This window comes from Salinivibrio sp. VGrn1, from assembly GCF_009377995.1.
Taxonomy (GTDB): Bacteria; Pseudomonadota; Gammaproteobacteria; order Enterobacterales; family Vibrionaceae; genus Salinivibrio; species Salinivibrio siamensis.
Genome location: NZ_SATA01000002.1, coordinates 77,846 through 96,576, shown reverse-complemented (window position 1 = coordinate 96,576; position 18,731 = coordinate 77,846). Strand labels below are relative to the sequence as shown.

Below are 18,731 nucleotides of genomic sequence, written 5' to 3'. Positions count from 1 at the left end.
TTCCCCCTACATGTGTTTCACACGGCGAATCACTTCTTGCTGTTTACCCGGGTTAAAAGGTCGCGTATCAGGGCTTCCTAAATAGCCGCACACACGTCGTGTCACTGACACACGTGCTGGGTCATGATTGCCGCAAGCCGGACAAGTGAAGCCTTTACTGGTGCAATTAAATTCGCCGGTAAAACCACATTCATAGCATTCATCAATCGGCGTGTTGGTACCATAGTACGGCACACGATCGTAGCTGTAGTCCCAAACGTTCTCTAACGCTTCTAGGTTGTGTTGAATGTTGGGGTATTCCCCGTAGCAAATAAAGCCACCATTGGCTAAGCGCGGATAATCCATCTCAAAATCGATTTTATCGTAAGGCGTCACCTGCTTTTCCACATCCAAATGGAAGCTGTTGGTGTAATACCCTTTATCTGTCACCCCTTCAATCACACCAAACGCCTGGGTATCGAGCTGACAAAAACGACTGCACAAGTTTTCACTTGGGGTGCTGTACAAACTAAATCCATAACCTGTTTCGGCTTTCCAACGCTCGGTCGCATCATGCAAATAAGCCACGATCGCTTTGGCTTTCTTTTGTTTCACCACGCTGTCGTAGATGTGCGGCACGCTACCGTACAGCGCATTGATAGTCTCGTGCAGGCCAATGTAACCTAGCGAAATGGACGCACGCCCATGTTTAAAAATATCACTGACATCATCGTCTGGGTTCAAACGGATACCACATGCGCCTTCCATATATAAAATCGGTGCCACCCGCGCTTTCACCCCTTTAAAACGAGCAATCCGGGTATCGAGTGCCTGGCGCGCAAGGCTTAACGTTGCATCAAGGCGCGCATAGAACTCGTCTTCGTCCCCCTCCGCCTCAATGGCTAAACGAGGTAAATTAACGCTGACGACACCCAAGTTGTTACGTCCTTCATGCACCAGTGTACCGTCCTCTTCGTAAGCGCTTAAAAAGCTTCGGCACCCCATTGGGGTTTTGAAGGAGCCCGTGACTGATACCACTTGGTCATAATTGAGAATATCTGGGTACATACGCTTAGAGGCGCACTCGAGTGCTAATTGTTTGATATCGTAATTGGGATCACTCGGGCGGCGGTTTAAGCCCTCTCGGATACAAAACACCAATTTCGGGAAGACGGCCGTTTTTCGATTTTCACCCAAACCAGCAATCCGATTTGCTAAAACAGCACGTTGCACCGCACGTGCCGCCCAGCTCTTACCTAAGCCGAGGCCAAAGGTGACAAAGGGAGTCTGCCCATTCGCCGTGTGCAACGTGTTGACCTCATACTCCAACGACTGAAAAGCATCAAAACACTCTTTATCAGCACGGGCGCGGGCATAAGCGTCGGGATCACTGATAGACCACTCACGCGCCACCAACAAGTGCTTTTGATAACTGGCTTCAACATAAGGGGCCAGCACTTCATCAATGCGGTTAATCGTGGTGCCACCGTAAATATGACTCGCGACTTGTGCGATGATTTGCGCGGTCACCGCGGTAGCGGTTGAGATGGATTTGGGCGGCGCAATTTCCGCATTGCCCATCTTAAAGCCTTTTTGCAGCATGCCAGCCAAGTCAATTAGCATGCAGTTGAACATCGGAAAGAAAGGTGAATAGTCCAAATCGTGATAGTGAATTTCACCCGACTCATGCGCTCTTACCACGGCACTGGGCAACATGTGTTGCTTGGCATAGTGTTTGGCGACGATCCCCGCGAGCAAGTCACGCTGAGTGGGGATGACTTTACTGTCTTTGTTGGCATTCTCGTGCAGCAATTCAGTGTTAGTTTGCCCGACCAGCCCTTGTACTTCATGATTCAAACGGCCACGGCGCTCGCGAGCGATGTCTCTATCATGGCGATATTCAATATAGGCACGTGCCACCGCTTTATGCGGTCCGGTCATGAGGACATCTTCAACGGCATATTGAATATGATCAATATCCACCTCGGCCTCGCCAGCAAACTGCGTCGCGATGGTATCTGCTAAGCGGAGGATGTCTGCGTCGGTCAGTTGACACAGCTCAGCCTCTCGCATCGATTGCGCCGACTCTCGCGCACATGTCACCGCCTGGACAATCCGATCTGCATCAAATGGGACGCGTGTTCCATCGCGCTTAATTACCGCTGGCATATGCCCTCCACACCATATATAGGATACAAAATACACTAAAACACAAGATGTGGTATTAGATAGCAACTAGGGGGCACATTGTGTTGACACAGATCATCGAAGTCTCGAATAACGTCCAACTGACGAATCAAATGCCTATCTGTACCGCAATCTCACTGATCTTCGTTATGATAGTTATCAGTTAAAATCAAAGGTTCTCCGCAAAGTGCTACAATGCTCCACTGCATGCGCAACATTTCCAGTAGGATCACAGTGGAACGCGTAATAATGAGGTATCCACCATCGTACTTCGAGTTTTAGGTCTGCTCGTGCTTGTTGGGGTATTTTCGGCCCCTAGCTATGGACTGACAGTGGCAACATGGAATTTTGAGTGGCTGACCTTAAAGGGTGATCAACGAGCCGGCGTCCGTCATCAAGACGATTATCAACAGCTTTCGTCGATCTTTGTTCAACTCGCCCCCGATGTGTTGGCTTTTCAGGAGGTTGATAGTCCTGAGGCACTGGCACGAGTCATTCCCACAGAGGCGTATAATGTCTATTTTTCCGATCGTTATGCCGCCCTTAAAGAAAGCACACAAAGCCAGCAACTGACGGGGTTCGCCGTCCGTAAAGACTGGAAAGTAGACGACCCTCGCGATCTGCGTCAAATCGCGCTACCTGGTTTTTTTGGCGTGCCCTCTCTGCGATATGGCACCTATGTTGTGGTCACACCGCCGGGCCAAGAACCGGTTCATATGCTGTCGGTGCATCTTAAGTCCGGCTGTTTTAAGCAAGCGCAAGCCTCACGAAGCTGCGAAAAGCTACGCAAGCAATTCAGTGTGTTAGCCGATTGGGTGCGTGAACATGGTGATAAAAACATCCTCATTGCGGGTGACTTTAATCGCTATATCAGTGAAAAGCAGGATCCGTTTTGGCAACAATTCCGCCAATCCCTTCTCGACGATGCCTCGAGACCAACAAACATCATCAACGTAACAGAGAGTGTCCGCGCACGTTGTAAAGCACGACGCTATAACTGGCGTACTCAGACCTGGAACCAAGTGATGTACAGCCGCTTAATCGATCATATTTTAGTCTCCGAATCGTTGGCGTCTCGGTGGCAATATAGTTTTCAGCATCATTTTGCCTATCATAACGTCATGAACTTCAGGCTCAGCGATCATTGTCCCGTCGTGGCGACGTTCAAACCCCAATAAGCGCTAAAAGTCATTGACCTACCAAAAAGATTGCGAGAGTCTAGCAAGCTGTCATGGTGATGACATAAAGGGTCGTTAGCCTTCCTTCATGTGGGCTGTTAGAGTCACCCAAGGAGAAAAAAATGGATAGTTTACAACATCAAGTCATCCCAACCGATGACGACCTATTAGCCGACTACTACGGCGATATTGGCGTGCTCCAAGGCCAAGACGCACGCTGTGATAACGACGTATTTAGCGACGATATCGAAGACGCCACACGATAGGCGTTGATATCACGTTTCTAACATGACGCTGACAACCCCTTTTCCGCTGCGTAGTAGGTTGTCAGTAAATCCACCAATGTATCCGATGTCTTATGAAAAAAGGTCTCTCTACTGCGCTATTTGTTCTCTCTTTTTTATCATTTCACGCCTCTGCAGCGCCTGAGCTAATTGCCAAGTCCACGCTTGAGTTTGGTGATTTTGAAGAAACGGCCAACGTGGAGATACAAGGCGATATTCAAGAAGATGTCTTACGCCTGGCCGAACGAGGGGTGGAAAAAGAAGAGGCGGATTATTTCGTGATCGATCAGGTTAGCGAAGATACCCAGAAAGACCTCTTAGTGGTCTCCGTTACGCTTTATCGTGAGCACACCACAGACACACAAAAAAGCATAGAAGCTCGCCTCGGCTAATCCGTTTTCGAGACAGGCAGGTTGTCGCTTGCCTGTTTTCCTCTCTGCCTTACTCCGCTCTCTCCCATTTGCTACACTTGCCGCTCTTAATAAAACCATAATGAGCAAAGTCGTGATTGGAACCCTAGATAAGATGCGCACAGAAGCCGGCGCCGACGTACAATACTTTCTGCGGGTGGGTAATGAAGAGCTACACCTCAATCCATTGCTTGGGCAGAGATTAACCCTGACTCATACTGGCAATATCTTTTGCGATGCCTGTGGGCGAAAAACCAAAAAAAGCTATTCGCAAGGCCATTGTTACCCCTGCATGAAAAAGCTCGCGCGTTGCGATATGTGTATTATGAAGCCTGAAACCTGCCACTATGCGCAAGGAACCTGTCGAGAGCCCGAGTGGGGAGAACAGTTCTGCATGACGGATCATATTGTTTATCTCGCCAACACCTCGGGATTAAAAGTGGGGATTACCCGCGCTAACCAGATGCCAACACGCTGGCACGATCAAGGTGCCACGCAAGCTCTCCCGGTGTTTCGGGTTAAAACACGCCAGATTTCCGGGCTAGTTGAAGTCGCGATGGCGAAACATGTCGCGGATAAAACCAATTGGCGCGCGCTCCTAAAAGGCGACAATGACCCACTTGATCTTCACGCAGAGGCTGAACGTTTAACCCAAGCGATCGAGCCAGAATTAGCGGATATCCGCTTGCAATTTGGCAATGATGCGGTCTTGCCTGCAGCACTTGACGCCCTCACTTTTAGTTACCCTGTCACTGAGCATCCAACCAAAATAAGTTCACATAACTTTGATAAAAATGCCGAGGTGAGTGGGGTTTTGAAAGGCATTAAAGGGCAGTATTTGATTTTCGATACTGGCGTGATTAACGTGCGTAAATTCACCAGCTACGAAGTCAGCACCTCACACGGCTAACGGCGCATCAAGTTAGCATCTAACCAACCGTGCGAGTGATCGTTGCCACTAGCACGGTATTGGTAAGGTGGCTACTGAGGTTGGATGCCCGTCATATCTGAAATCAACGCAATATGTTGTGCACTTAACGGCAATGACCAACGCACATCACCGGCATCAGCCACCAGCACATTGGCGTCGGCGATAATCCGTAACGAGTCAGATTGCACCTGCATGCTCAATTTCATTGCAGGCAATTGGATCACCACCTCATGCGCGGTCACGATTAGCTTGCCGTGTTCTATATCGACCACCATCTTGCTCAGTCCTCCAAGGATTTATCGGCGCGCTTATCAGTGAGTACCGCCATAGTGAGTCGGCTCACGCACACATCCCGGCCTCGTTCATCTTGGATGGTGATATTCCACACCTGCGTGGTTGCGCCGAGATGCACTGGGTTCGCCACGCCCGTCACCGTGCCTTCTCGCATCGCACGCAGATGATTGGCATTAATGTCCAACCCGACGCAGTACTTTCCTTCTGGCACACACATGTTTGCTGCCAAGGAGCCTAGTGTTTCAGCAAGCACGACAGATGCGCCACCATGGAGCATGCCCAGCGGCTGATGCGTATGCGGTGCCACAGGCATGGTTCCCGTTAAACTCTGCGCATCAAAAGCCGTATATTCAATCCCTAAATGCGCGACCAACGTATTAGTCGAAGAGGCATTTAACCCCGCTAACGACATGTCTTTTTTCCAAATACTCACAATACTTTCACCCATTGCTGTTTATCCCGATGGAAAGGAAATCGCTGCGCGAAACGCGGACTATCAAGCCGCGCCTAACGCTGCCTGCGCGCACCAGTAGACGTTAAGCCAAGAAGCCAGTACATTAGCACTCTGATATCTTTGCTTATATTCACTGCGACTGTGGCGCAAAACGATACAGGAAATGACCATGCTACGCACTGCTAAAACCGTCATGCTATCTCTATGCCTGATGGTTATGCTTTCATCTTGCTCTCACTCGCCAACGGGACGAAACCAGTTATTGCTTTTTTCCGGTGATGACATGGCGAATCTGGGACAGCGTTCGTTTGAGGAGATGAAAAAGTCGCAACCTATCAGTGACGACAAAGCCATCAACGCCTACGTGCAATGCGTCACCGCCGCCATCTTAAAAGTGGTGCCACCGCAATCCAACTTCTCGGAATGGGAAGTGGTGGTATTCGACAGTGATCAAGTCAATGCCTTTGCACTTCCCGGCGGAAAGATCGGCGTTTACACCGGACTGCTCGACGTTGCAAAAACGCCCGATCAATTGGCTGCAGTGATCGGCCACGAAATTGGGCACGTCCTTGCCGATCACAGTAACGAGCGCTTATCGCGCTCGCAACTCACTGCCTTGGGGTTGACCATTACCGGCATCACTCTTTCTGATAACCCCTATGGCGATCTTGCCCTCGCAGGGCTTGGGCTTGGCGTCCAAGTGGGGATATTGCTTCCTTACAACCGCGCTCAAGAATCAGAATCGGATAAGATTGGTCTGCAGTTAATGCATCAAGCAGGGTTTGACCCGAGCGCCAGCGTTACCCTGTGGCAAAATATGGCAAAAGCGTCCAAAGGCGCGCCGCCGGAGTTGCTTTCAACCCATCCATCACCCGACACGCGTATTAATACGTTACAAACAGGTGTCAATCAACTGCCTAACGTGCCCCATCGCTTGACATCGTCGTGCCCTCGACCACCATCAAAGAAACAGAGTAAAAACATTTAACTAACATAGTGAGCATCATCACAAAGCCTGCATACAAACACGGACAAAGCGTCGTCGCGTGAGAACAGCCCGTCGCCGTCACACAAAAAATTAACCTATATGTTACGCTTAAGTTTTCATTGGGGACGAGTGACGACACGCGTGATGAAGCCGTTTTTCATCTTATTTTTTTTTATACTGCAGGTGCCGTTTGCGTTCGCAACGACGCAAGAGACAAACGATCTTTTCGATCAGCTGTTTGAGAAACATGCACTGGTCATGCTTCTCCTTGACCCAGATACTGGTGAAATCAAAGCCGCCAACCCAGCAGCTAGCGACTTTTACGGCTATTCACAGCAGACGCTGACCCAAATGAATATCGCCAGCATTAATGCCCTGCCCCCTGATGCCGTCGCTGAAGAACGTAAGCTGGCGGAATTAGAAAACCGAAACTATTTCGTTTTCAGCCATATATTATCGGACGGCACGACCAAAACCGTAAGGGTATCCTCGATACCCATTATCTACCGCGATGAACCAACCCTTTTTTCAATTATCACCGATATCAGTGATTATCGGGCCACCCAGGCATCACTGTGGCACTATCAAAACCGACTCGAGCAAATGGTGGCACAACAGACCGAGCAAATCGCCACGCAAAAAAATCACCAACTGATTATTACATCCTTGATTATCATTGTGCTCGGTGCAGGGCTCGCGACAATGTGGTTTGTTCTCACTAAGTCACGACGCACCGAATATGAGCTGCAACTGGAGCGTAAACGCTTAGATGAAATAATCCGCGGTACCCATGTCGGCACTTGGGAGTGGCATATCCCTAGTGGAGAGCTGGTTATTAATGAGCGCTGGGCAGAAATTTTGGGATATCAAAAACACGAGCTGATACCTGCCTCATTTGAAACCTGGAAAAAGCTTTGTCATAGCGAAGATTTCGCGCGCGCGTCTAAAGAAATTGATGCCGCCTTTAGCGACTCTAACCCTTTTTATGAATGTGAGTTTCGCATGCTGCATAAAGATGGGTTTTGGGTTTGGATCTTGGCCAAGGGTAAAGTCATGGAGTGGGATCGCGACCATAACCCAATTCGCATGGCGGGCACGCACCAAGATATCAACGAAACCAAGCGTCTTTACCTGCAGTTTGAGCATATGGCGCATACCGACACCCTGACAGGCGCGCTTAACCGCGTCGCCTTTAAGCAGCGTGCGGATATTGTGCTGGCGCAAGCACGTCAGCAAGGTGCACATTTTGCCTTACTGTTTATCGATCTCGATGGCTTTAAGAAAATAAACGATACCTATGGCCATGACGCCGGAGACAGTGTGTTAGTGGAAACGACTAAGCGGATGGGCCAAAGCATCCGTAACTCAGATACCCTCGCTCGACTGGGCGGCGACGAATTCGCGGTGATTTTAGAATATACCAGCCACTCAGAAGACGCAGCACGCGTCGCCGAGAAAATTATCTCCAGTCTCAATCAGCCATTTGCAATAGATGACCAGCAACACGCACACCTTTCCGCCAGCATCGGTATCGCTTGCTATCCAGATCATGGAGAATCGGTCGAACAGCTGCTCAATTGCTCAGATGCCGCCATGTATTATGCGAAGAAATCGCTAAAAGGCGGCACTTATGCCGTCTGTGACCCTGATAATCATGCAACCACGAATAACAACCGCGGGAAACAATCACTCTAGACACTCACGTGTTGGCTATTTTGAGGTGCTTATTTTGGCGCGGCTTGTTGTGATGGTGCTGTGGCACGCGGCGTTTGGCTTGCTAGCGCCTCATTAGTCACATCCTGGATGGAGATAAACATGTGATTGACCTCACCCCGCGTATTCGCCATTGGGTGCATGGTGACGTTTTGATACATAAAGGGGAGCTGACCGGTGATCGGGCGAACATGACGACAACGGAACAAATACGGGCGTTGCTGCCAGACAATAAAACTGCGACAACGGAGATCGAACACGGGTTGCGACTTGGCACGAAACCAAGGCTCATTGATCTCCGGAAACACCTCGAATAACGAGCGGTTTTGCACATCTTTAGCGTGTTTACCGCTATGGTGAACCATAAAGCCATTCCACATTTGGATATGGAAGTCTCTGTCTAACACAATCAATCCCATGTCGATGTGCTGTACCATGTCGAGCATCCAATGGAATTGGTCAAAATCTTCTGTGCTCATCGCATTACTCCTCATCCATTAGGTAGGCCAACTTCGCATCGAGCAGCGGCAAAGACTCATCCAGTAGCAATAGTAACAAATCGCATTTTATATCTGTCTCATCAATTTGATAACTGACTTCAATGGTCACTGTGCGTTTCCATGACCCTTTCATCGCCGCTATCAACTGATCCACTTCAGCGTGCTGACCCAAGAGCGCCGGATAGCTTTGCGAAAACTCTAACGCGCCTTGATCGCCTAAGCCCTTTAAAAAGGCACTAATCAGAATATTGCTAATATCGACCAGCAATTCGAGCTCGTTGTCGACCGACCCATCCTCGGGATAGTCCAACAATGTCACCATCTCAGTAATACTGGAATCACTAATCAGCATCAGCGCTTCACCAGCGATCCCCTCCCCACTGAAACCCTGACACACACCGTTCATGGTATTTGATTGGGCCAAGTGCCGGATAGTCATCGTCAACTCGGTCACTTCAAACACATTAACCTGTGGCAGTGGCATGTGGACAAACACACCGCAATGTCGGGCAAGTTTATCTGCTGCCTGCCCCATCGCAATGTTCACCACTTCCATGTAAATATCTCGGCGACTGAGTTTTTCTTTAGGCGCGTGTGAACGCTCGGTCTCTGACGCAGAAGCAGTGGGCAAATACGCCTTGAGCAATGCATCGACGCGCTCACGACTGATGGGCTTTTTAACAAAGTCTTTGGCCCCCCGCTCCAGCACTTGCTGCTGGGCAAGCGGCTGAATGTCGCCTGAGACCACGACGACAGGCACCGTCATTCCGGCTTCTTGCATCGCTTCAAGTGTCTGATACCCATCAAGTTCCGGCATAGTCAAATCAAGGAACATGATGTCGATCGGCTGACTACTCAACACATCCAGGGCAACATTGCCATTTTCGGCAAAGTGCACGTCGGCATCCAAATCGTTGGGTAAAGTTCGCGCTAATTGCTTACGAGCGAGCGCAGAATCGTCAGTGATCAGAATTTGTGTGGTCAAAAGCCTCTCCTTTCCTACATCTTTACTGAGAGTGTGGCTGGGTAAACACTGTAAGCATAAACCAATATCGCGAGGAATGAGGGCAAACCAGTCAAAATGCGATGATTCTTTTTATATCAGGGGGCTACTCTTGTCGTTGGCATAATTGAGCAAGGCGATCAGAGCGACTGATCAGGCTGGGCGCATGCAAGTAGAAATAATGCAAACATGTTAAACAAAGCTGAACGCATTCGTACACTTTTTCGCTGATGAGCTCAGGCGAAGCGTCAAATTCACCGGTCAGTAACGCTTGCCAATCCTCGGCAAGCCTATCGATCAGAGTGACGTCTGTCTCTCGCTCAAGAATATGGCTCAAGGCCTTTTTTATCGGGATAATATCTTCACTCGCGGCAAAAATATTTCTCAGCGCAATAATCACATCCACCAATGCGTCTTGTGTGTCTGGCTTTTTCGCTGCGGTATATAGACGAGACATTGCCAAGCGAATACCCCTCGAGTCGGTGTCATCCACGAGCATACTCCAACGCTCAATATCGACTAAGTCTGTCTCACTGATAGCAACAGGATCGTCCGTTTCTGCCACTGAACCAAAGTCTTGTCGCCGATTATCAAGCGAGAATGGATCGATACGCCAAACCCACTCTGGCGCCACAAACGCTTTGTGTTCACCGAGGTAACAAAGCGCCATACACAAAACAATGTTGAGCTCAGTGGTTTGTTGTTCAGTCGTGGCGTCCAATACCTCTTCTGGCCAATCATCGTCCTCTAGAAAATCACCAAAGTTAATCGCAAACGCATACCCCGACTCGAGCATGAACCCGTTATCGCGACGTTTAGCCATTAAACTCGCCGCTTGTAGGACATATTCCGCAATCCCTGGGGTATAGCGACGTACACTGCCCCATTTGGTATCCAGCTCGGCCAAGTTCGTGAGCGCCGCATTGCGAAAGCCCACAAACATCGGAATATGAGCGACTTCACCATCAGCTAAGCTACGTGCCATCTCCAACATTTCTTGCACCGTTTCTACGAACGTATCAGGACTGACAACCCCACGAATACGCATCAGGTCGTAGCTATTAACCAGAATCGACACGGGTAAACTGGCCAAGCTGACCACGCCGCGGTGGCCACTGGCATCTTTGTAGTAGCCACAGGTTTGCTGCGGCTCTTTCCCCGACGTTGTGAATAGGCGAGACAGAGCAGGGTCTGCCGCCATGCGTTTTTGAACCTGCTTACTGACCGGGAATTGCTCAATGGCTGCGGTGAGATAGCCGGCGCCTCGATAAAAAAGATGCGGCCGCTGTCCTGCTTTAATCAAAAATAAAGGATAAAGTTCACCCGCCAGTTGGCAAAAAGCACTGGTTAATGGGTCTGAACTGTTAATTCGCGTCGCCAGTTCACCGCCCTGCTGTGCACGCCAAACATTAAAGACGTGGCGGCCGTTTTGCATCACGTGCGGTAAACGATAAAAGAAGGATTGTTCACTTTCCCCTTGCTCAACCGCAGACACACGTAGCTGGCGACACAGCTCAATATATTGATTGAGTGTGTCGCGCTGAATCCGGCTCAAGCCGAGTTTTTGCATCAAAATTAAACGGCCTTCCGCTTCTGTGACATTCAGGATGTAACTCACCACACGGTGGCCCATCGCTTTCACAAAATGCGGAATGGCCGGATAGGACATCATCGTTTCCTAACCTTGTGTCATTCGTTCACGGATATCAATGCGTGCTCCAGCACCTATGAAGGGTATCGGCCTCCGTGCGGAAAACTGTACCGAGCGGACAATAATGCGATAAAAGCCGTCGTACCTGTGGCTGATTTGTCGTACCTGTAGCTAATTTAAAAAAATATAGTGCTTCCATTAACTTGGCAAGTCACGACAAACCCTGAAACATTTTTGCGCGCAAAGGCGACAGTGAGGACTTGACCAAGCGGTAACACGCACCTATTCTAGCGTACAAGTGTACGCTTAAATAAAGATAACGAGTTATGGATACCAAGGCTTCAACCTCTCCCCCTCAGAAACCACGCTTAATCTGGTTAAATATTAGCGTGTTTACCCTCACTTTTTTGATTGCGGTGATAGGAACGCCACTATGGGCATGGCACCATGGTTTTGATTGGATGCAGATCACTGCGCTGATCGTCGCATTCAGCTTTTGTGGCCTGTCGATCACCGCCGGCTATCACCGGTTGTGGGCTCACAAAACCTATCAGGCTCATCCGGCTCTACGCTTTATCTTCGCCATTGGTGGGGCATTTGCGCTGCAAAACAGTGCACTTCATTGGTCATCAGATCACCGCATTCACCACCGCCATGTCGATGACAACGATGTTGATCCTTACTCGGCCAAGCGCGGCTTTTGGTTCTCACACCTTGGCTGGATGCTGCGCGAATACCATCCCAACCGCTATGGCGATTACAGCAACTGTCGCGATCTGCAAAAAGATAAGATCGTGATGTGGCAACACAAGCACTACCTTGCGCTGACACTGGCAACCAACTTTGGCTTCCCTATCGCGTTTGGTTTGCTCCATGGCGATCTTTGGGGCGCTATCTTACTGGTCGGCTTTACTCGATTAGTGCTAAGCCACCACACCACCTTTTTCATTAACTCGTTGGCGCATGTGTGGGGCAGCCAGCCTTATACCGATAAAAACACCGCGCGGGATAATGGCGTGCTCGCCTTGATGACCTTTGGCGAGGGCTACCACAACTTTCACCATATCTTTGAGAACGACTACCGCAATGGCATTCGCTGGTGGCAGTTTGATCCGACTAAATGGCTGATCAAAACCGCATCTTGGTTGGGCCTGGCCGAAAAACTGCGCGTAACCCCCGAAGAGAAGATTGAAAAGGCGCGTGCGACCATGCAATTGCAGCGTATCACGCAACAGCTTAGTGACAAGCCACACGCGTCGCATCGTCTGCAAATCTTGCAACAAGAGTATGATGCCTTGGTCGCCAAAATGGCGGACTACTACACACTGAAAAAACAGCTGTTAGCGCTCGAGCGTGACAAGCTGCGCGAAAAAGTCGAAAACGCCGAGCTAACCCAGCAATACCAAGATTTAAAGGTGCGTTTTCAGCAACAAAAACGCAGCTGGCAGGTGCTTACCGCCAAATATGCTAGCTAGACGCGACGAGCACGCGACACACACCAAACCGGCCACTTGGGCCGGTTTTTTTAGCGGGCACGGACGCGCCGCTGACAAGCTCTGTTTATGCCATTTATTGGGACGGGGTCAGAAAAGAAAGCAGGATCGACTCCAGCTCATCCCACGGTAAGGCGTCGGTATCGATCACTTCGATGCGCGACTCGGCCTGTTCAATCGACATAGGCGTCACGGTAACCACCTGATTAGCGACGTTAAACGCGTAAAAACCCTCGTCTGTATTGACCACCGCTTTAATCCGTTGAGCGTTGATGTTGCTCAATAGACCGTACAAGGCATCAAACGGAAAACAACAGTGCGCGGCAAACAACCAACCGCAGCTGACATAGCCCTGCCCTTGGTTTTCTTTGCGGGTAAAGGTATCGTCCGTGCCCAGCGCTAATGTAGTCATGGGCTCGGCATCGTTGTGGTGGTGATGATAGTGCGCTTGACGAGCGTGACGCGGTAACGCAAGCCACGCGGTCTCGAGAGCCCCTTGTTCAACACCGGTTACCAAGCTTTTCTCGCCATCAAACGCGGTGACATAATCATAAAAGGTAGCGATTTGCGCCTCGCTACACTGGTCAAGCTTATTGGCCACTACCACATCCGCGAGCGCGATTTGATCATGAAAGTTTTGATTTTCACGATAGCGCACATCATCAATACAACGCGGATCCACCAAAGTAATGGTCGCGCCCAGCGACAAAGAAGTATCGAAAGGCGGCTGAGTCAGCTTACCGATAATATCTTTGGGATGACCGAGTCCCGTCGGCTCAATCAAAATTCGATCCGGCTTCTCGGCAAGCAAGGTATTTAGCCCCACCGTCATGGGTAGGCCGGCCACACAACACATGCATCCTCCCGGCACTTCCTTTACCAACGCACCTTGTTCAGAGAGGATAGCGCCATCGACACCCACCTCACCAAACTCGTTCACCAAGATAGCCCAACGCTCATGCTCGGGTTTATTCGCGAGTAAATGACGAATCGCCGTGGTTTTCCCCACGCCAAGAAACCCAGTGATAATGTTGGCTGCGAACTGACTCATTGCTTTATCCTGCTTGTTATCTGCATCAGCGCAGTGTAACGGATTGCGCCACATTCGTCGCCTTTTGGTAAAGCACATTGAACCAGCCATATGCAGCTCAGTGAGTAGCACAAAAAATGATGAAATATCATGCACTCACTGCAAGTGGTGATCATTACGCATAAAAGCTTGGTAAAATAAAAGGTTCGCTAACACACTTCTTTAGGAGGAAGTATGCTGAATCCATCAACGGCAAAGTCGGTGATTGACCATGCCCTGTTTTTAGGCGCGGATTTCGCCGAACTCTTTGTCGAACGCCATCACTCAGGCAACGTGGAGCTGTTGTCTGGTGAGGTGGATAAAGTGAGCTCAGGGATTGATTTTGGTATTGGTATCCGGTTGTTTTTCGGCCACAAAGTGCTTTATGGCTACACCAACAGCCGCGATGAAGAACAATTGAAAAAAGTCACCAGCTTGCTGTGCGCGCGTGATAAGCGCGATCAAATCGCCACCGCTGGTCCACTTAATTTGTCCCATTTAAATGACAAACATCCGGTGTCTGAGCCGTTATCGGCAGATCAACATGTGGCCGATAAGGTGGCGTTCTTACGCCAAGTGGATGCGCGTATTCGTGCCGAGAGCGATAAAATCGCGCAAATTATTGGTCGTGTCGGCCAACGTGAGCAACAGGTCGAGATTTTTAACTCTCACGGCCTGCATGTCACAGATACCCGCCACTACACGCGTATTGCCGCTACAGCGGTCGCAACTAACGGTGAAGAACAGTCAACGGGCTTTGATGCCCCCGGTGCACTCACAGGCTGGGAGTTCCATCAGGATATCGATCCGGTTGCGCTGGGCGAGCGTGTGGCACGACAAGCGCTGATTAAACTCGGTGCCCAAGCCTGTCCATCAGGCGAAATGCCTGTAGTGATTGGCAACGGTTTTGGTGGGGTAATTTTCCACGAAGCCTGTGGCCACTTGTTAGAAACCACCTCGGTTGCTAAAAAGGCTTCCGTCTTCCATGACCAAATGGGCGAAATGATTGCCAGCCCTGTAGTGAGCGCGGTGGACGATGGCACCTTGGCGAATGCGTGGGGCTCAATCAATATCGATGATGAAGGCATGGAAACCCAGCATACCCAGTTGATCAAAGACGGTAAGCTCACCTCCTTTATGGTCGATCACATGGGTAGCCTGAAAACCGGTTATGCCCGCACCGGCTCTGGCCGACGTGAGTCTTATAAATTCGCACCGACCTCGCGGATGCGAAACACCTTTATTGAGCCCGGCAACGACAGCTTAGACGCCATGATTGGCTCCATGGAGCGTGGCATCTACGCCAAAAAGATGGGGGGCGGCTCAGTACAACCCGGCACCGGCGAGTTTAACTTTGCGGTCCAAGAAGCTTACTTGGTCGAAGACGGTAAGATCACTGTGCCACTCAAATCTGCCACCTTAATCAGTACGGGACCTAAGGTGCTTAAAGAAATCAGCATGGTCGGCAAAGATCTTGCCCTCGCCGCCGGCATGTGCGGTTCGGTGAGCGGCGCTGTCCCCACCACCGTGGGCCAACCTGCATTGAAAGTCGATAACATCCTAGTAGGAGGCGGTAACGCATGAGTGAGCAAACCATTAAAGCAACCCTAAGCGATGCCGTCGATCAGGTCCTCAGCTTGGTGAAACAGCAAGGTGCGCAAGCAGACGTGATTGCCAATGCCAGCGAAAGCTTGTCACTCAAAGCCGACCAAGGCGATCTCTCCGAGCACAAAGTCACCGCCGGTCAAGTGATTGGTGTGCGAGTGATCAAAGGGGATCAAGTCGCCACCAGCTATTCAGAATCGCTAGATAGCGACAGTCTTGCCAGCATGGTGAACGCCGCACTCACCAACGCAAGCTTTACCAAAGCCGACCCGGATCAGCAAATTCGCGCTGAAGGGCAGCAAATTGATCAGCAAGATCCCAGCTTGCTACAAGCAGATAACACCCCGATTGAAGACAAGATCGCGTTGGCGCTGGCCCTTGAGCAAGATGTGGTCAGCCAACCCCGCGCAACGGGGGCGCCCTACAATGGGTACAGTGAGCAAACCCAATATCAGTTGCTTGCTAATACTCTAGGCACACGCTGCTATCACAGTGAGCGTAGCTTTAGTTGCTATACCGCAGCACTGCTCAATCACGACGGTAAGCAAGCGATGCATCTCGGCGCCTCAGTGTCACGCCGCTTTGTTGACCTTGATCGCGCCCATGCCACTCAACTGGCCTACCAAACCGCTGACGCCTTGCTCGAGGGGGGCCCAGTGAAAACCGGTTCGTATCCGGTGATTTTTGAGCATGATTGTCTCAGCGAATTGCTGGGCGCCTTTGGCAGCTGCTTCTCCGGCGATGCCGCTATGCGCGGGACTAACCCGTGGCGTGAAAAAGTCGGCAAGTCCGTTGCAGATACGGCGCTCACCATCACCGATGTGGCAAGACTTGATGGCGGGATGCGTATTAAAACCTTTGATAACGAAGGCTTTGCCACCGCCGACACGCCTTTGATTGAAAACGGCGTCTTAGTCGGCTTTTTACACAACAGCGCCACAGCACAGCATTTTGGTGTTCCCCATACGGCGAACGCGGGCCGCAGTCCTAAGGGCGGTTTGGATGTTACCTCTCGTCATGATGTGATTGCCGCAGGTAAACACAGTGATGCAGACGTGCATGCGGGTGAATATCTCGAGTTGGTGTCACTGCAAGGTGTGCATTCAGGCGCGAATGCCATCAGTGGCGACTTCTCTTTCGGTGCAAGTGGGTTTGTCTGCCGAAATGGGAAACGGGTTCGTCCGGTTCGCGGGATCACAGTCGCCGGCAATTTCTATACCATGCTCAATGAGATAGATGCCATCGGCAATACCGTTTTACCCAACTATGATGGCGCTTTCTTTGCGCCACGCATCCGCTTCGCCCGCTTATCCATCGCGGGTGAATAACGGCGCATCCTCTAAAGGCATCGGTTTAGGCTGATGCCTTTTTATTCTCGGTTTGTGCTTCCACACTGTGTACCGCAGGATTCATCTTTGCCGCCAAATCGGTGAATGCCTGCATGGCGACGTCACTGGTCAGAATACGCCCGTGCCCCAACCCTTCGGTGGCTAGCACAGTCACATGTGGGTAGTCAGTGGCTTTTTCGGTGACGGTAAAGGAAGCAAAACGATCATTTTTATCGTGGGCAATCACCACCGGATGACGGCGACGCGACAATTTTTCGAGCGGCTCAATGGTCTCGATCGGATAACCATGTTGATCACCCACTTCTCGGACAATTTCATCAAACAGCTTCAGTGAATACCCCGATTTACGGACCGTGGCGTATAAATTCTCGCGATAATTCAGCACAGGTGCGACCAAAAAGAGCGGTAAATCATCCACCTGGGGGTGTTCGCTTTCCAACACCGCGGCTGCGCCCATACTGTGCGCAATCACCCCAGAGACATTATCGACTTGATCTAATACATCATTGATTGCCTGTACAAAACCGGGAATATGGCTCTCATTCCCCTCACTCTGTCCATGTGCGGGATGATCGAATGCCACCGCACGAAAGCCCAATGAGGCAATGTGCGCCATCAGAGGGAAAAACTGGCTGGCGGATCCAGACCAGCCATGCGTCAGCAGCCAAGTTGGCCCCGCCCCCAAACTATACATTTGCAAGACCCCTGCTTGGCTTTGCACTTGAGAGCGCACTAAACCTTCAGGCTCTGCGTTCACCATTGGACTGCGCGTTGGTGTGAGAAACAGCTTACGCGCCACTTTTCTAGCATGTCGAGGTGCCAAGCGGTGATGACAACGGCTCACCGCCCCCACGAGCGTGCGTTTGGCGCTAAAGCGACCCAGCGTTGAAAAATACACTTTTTTACTCATGGTCATTGAATCCTTAAAATCGAACGAATGTTCGTTTTTACACTGAAAAGTGTCGTTGTTTTCAATACCGACACCCTCTTCATCTTATTGGGAAAATTAGCGGCGACTTTGCGCGAGCAACTGCTCGACACCATGCCAAAAGCGTGTTCCTTCCGGCGATTCAAGTGACAAACGCAGAAATAACTGGCTACTCAAATAGTGCCCATATAACTGATAAACAGCTTGCCACGTATCGAGATCGGCACGAAACTCTCCGGCTTGTTTGCCCTTTTCAAATTGCGCGGCCAGGTAATCGAGCCACTGGCGAGTAACACGCTGCAACGCCTGATGGATGGGATCATTGCTCGCGCGCTGCTCATGCCACGCATCTAAGAACAAGCACTGACCCTGAAAGTGCTGATGCCAACCCATCCAATTACGCAGTAAGTGTTGCAATTTGGCCTCAATACTCGCGTGGTCCGCTTCACGACTGGGGGTGATCACCCGCTCGACAAAGCAATCGCCCGCAAAATGGACCACGGCGATCTGCAAGTTTTCTCGCGAATTAAAATGCGCAAAGAGACCACTTTTTGACATTTGCACGTCGCGCGCCAAACTACCTATCGTTAAGCTCTCCAACCCATATACACTGGCAGCTTCAAACGCGGCTTCGAGAATACGCAATCTCGTTTGCTCGCGCTTAGACAGCGAGTATGTTGAGTCTACGGAAACGGCCATGACACTCTCCCTCAAA

The 18,731-nt window shown here is 50.5% G+C and carries 18 protein-coding genes; 9 read left to right on the top strand and 9 right to left on the bottom strand.

The window, feature by feature from the left end:
- Window positions 1–6 precede the first annotated feature (6 nt).
- On the bottom strand, window positions 7–2,148 hold the full coding sequence (nrdD, locus tag EHW56_RS03465) for an anaerobic ribonucleoside-triphosphate reductase (protein WP_077579162.1): 2,142 nt from the start codon (window positions 2,146–2,148) through the stop codon (window positions 7–9).
- 350 nt (window positions 2,149–2,498) lie between these two features.
- On the opposite strand from nrdD, the gene EHW56_RS03460 reads away from it, so the two are divergent.
- The 4 genes from EHW56_RS03460 (at window position 2,499) to EHW56_RS03450 (ending at window position 4,948) form a co-directional block, all read left to right on the top strand.
- Complete coding sequence (locus tag EHW56_RS03460) at window positions 2,499–3,344, top strand: endonuclease/exonuclease/phosphatase family protein (protein WP_172969895.1); 846 nt, start codon at window positions 2,499–2,501, stop codon at window positions 3,342–3,344.
- Window positions 3,345–3,466: 122 nt separating this feature from the next.
- Window positions 3,467–3,610 carry a hypothetical protein gene (locus EHW56_RS15285; protein ID WP_172969894.1) on the top strand — a complete coding sequence of 48 codons (144 nt, stop codon included), beginning with the start codon at window positions 3,467–3,469 and terminating at the stop codon, window positions 3,608–3,610.
- A gap of 92 nt (window positions 3,611–3,702) precedes the next feature.
- Complete coding sequence (locus EHW56_RS03455) at window positions 3,703–4,020, top strand: hypothetical protein (protein WP_152793997.1); 318 nt, start codon at window positions 3,703–3,705, stop codon at window positions 4,018–4,020.
- A gap of 100 nt (window positions 4,021–4,120) precedes the next feature.
- A complete protein-coding gene (locus EHW56_RS03450; RefSeq protein ID WP_077667074.1) occupies window positions 4,121–4,948 on the top strand; it encodes a DUF2797 domain-containing protein in 828 nt (275 codons plus the stop codon).
- Window positions 4,949–5,019: 71 nt separating this feature from the next.
- Here EHW56_RS03450 and EHW56_RS03445 read toward each other — a convergent pair whose 3' ends face one another.
- Together EHW56_RS03445 and EHW56_RS03440 are read right to left on the bottom strand one after the other, a co-directional pair.
- On the bottom strand, window positions 5,020–5,244 hold the full coding sequence (locus EHW56_RS03445) for a DUF3389 family protein (protein WP_152793993.1): 225 nt from the start codon (window positions 5,242–5,244) through the stop codon (window positions 5,020–5,022).
- A gap of 5 nt (window positions 5,245–5,249) precedes the next feature.
- Window positions 5,250–5,696: a hotdog fold thioesterase gene (locus EHW56_RS03440; protein ID WP_172969924.1), complete on the bottom strand. Its 447-nt coding sequence runs from the start codon at window positions 5,694–5,696 to the stop codon at window positions 5,250–5,252.
- Between the two features lie 184 nt (window positions 5,697–5,880).
- On the opposite strand from EHW56_RS03440, the gene EHW56_RS03435 reads away from it, so the two are divergent.
- Together EHW56_RS03435 and EHW56_RS03430 are read left to right on the top strand one after the other, a co-directional pair.
- Complete coding sequence (locus EHW56_RS03435) at window positions 5,881–6,705, top strand: M48 family metallopeptidase (RefSeq protein WP_152793990.1); 825 nt, start codon at window positions 5,881–5,883, stop codon at window positions 6,703–6,705.
- A gap of 144 nt (window positions 6,706–6,849) precedes the next feature.
- The gene (locus tag EHW56_RS03430) at window positions 6,850–8,400 is read left to right on the top strand and encodes a sensor domain-containing diguanylate cyclase (protein WP_172969893.1); all 1,551 of its coding nucleotides are present in this window, start codon (window positions 6,850–6,852) and stop codon (window positions 8,398–8,400) included.
- Window positions 8,401–8,429: 29 nt separating this feature from the next.
- On the opposite strand, the gene EHW56_RS03425 is transcribed toward EHW56_RS03430, so the two are convergent.
- The 3 genes from EHW56_RS03425 to EHW56_RS03415 form a co-directional block, all read right to left on the bottom strand.
- Window positions 8,430–8,897: a PAS domain-containing protein gene (locus EHW56_RS03425; protein WP_077639162.1), complete on the bottom strand. Its 468-nt coding sequence runs from the start codon at window positions 8,895–8,897 to the stop codon at window positions 8,430–8,432.
- Window positions 8,898–8,901: 4 nt separating this feature from the next.
- On the bottom strand, window positions 8,902–9,903 hold the full coding sequence (locus tag EHW56_RS03420; RefSeq protein ID WP_152793986.1) for a response regulator: 1,002 nt from the start codon (window positions 9,901–9,903) through the stop codon (window positions 8,902–8,904).
- 124 nt (window positions 9,904–10,027) lie between these two features.
- Entirely contained in the window at window positions 10,028–11,593 is a 1,566-nt protein-coding gene (locus EHW56_RS03415; RefSeq protein ID WP_152798604.1) for a hypothetical protein, read from the bottom strand.
- 305 nt (window positions 11,594–11,898) lie between these two features.
- On the opposite strand from EHW56_RS03415, the gene EHW56_RS03410 reads away from it, so the two are divergent.
- Window positions 11,899–13,047: a fatty acid desaturase gene (locus EHW56_RS03410; protein ID WP_152793982.1), complete on the top strand. Its 1,149-nt coding sequence runs from the start codon at window positions 11,899–11,901 to the stop codon at window positions 13,045–13,047.
- 94 nt (window positions 13,048–13,141) lie between these two features.
- Here the strand turns inward: EHW56_RS03410 and EHW56_RS03405 are convergent, their stop codons facing one another.
- Complete coding sequence (locus tag EHW56_RS03405) at window positions 13,142–14,116, bottom strand: GTP-binding protein (RefSeq protein ID WP_152793980.1); 975 nt, start codon at window positions 14,114–14,116, stop codon at window positions 13,142–13,144.
- A 213-nt stretch (window positions 14,117–14,329) separates the two neighbouring features.
- Between EHW56_RS03405 and EHW56_RS03400 the strand changes: the two genes are divergently transcribed.
- Window positions 14,330–15,718 (top strand): TldD/PmbA family protein, encoded by a 1,389-nt coding sequence (locus EHW56_RS03400; RefSeq protein WP_152793978.1) that lies wholly within the window; start codon window positions 14,330–14,332, stop codon window positions 15,716–15,718.
- Entirely contained in the window at window positions 15,715–17,067 is a 1,353-nt protein-coding gene (locus tag EHW56_RS03395; RefSeq protein WP_152793976.1) for a TldD/PmbA family protein, read from the top strand. Before EHW56_RS03400 ends, EHW56_RS03395 begins: the two co-directional genes overlap by 4 nt.
- A gap of 25 nt (window positions 17,068–17,092) precedes the next feature.
- Here the strand turns inward: EHW56_RS03395 and EHW56_RS03390 are convergent, their stop codons facing one another.
- Together EHW56_RS03390 and EHW56_RS03385 are read right to left on the bottom strand one after the other, a co-directional pair.
- Window positions 17,093–17,998: an alpha/beta hydrolase gene (locus EHW56_RS03390; protein WP_152793974.1), complete on the bottom strand. Its 906-nt coding sequence runs from the start codon at window positions 17,996–17,998 to the stop codon at window positions 17,093–17,095.
- Window positions 17,999–18,094: 96 nt separating this feature from the next.
- Window positions 18,095–18,685, bottom strand: a complete 591-nt coding sequence (locus EHW56_RS03385; protein WP_046076083.1) for a TetR/AcrR family transcriptional regulator — start codon at window positions 18,683–18,685, stop codon at window positions 18,095–18,097.
- Window positions 18,686–18,731: the final 46 nt, after the last annotated feature.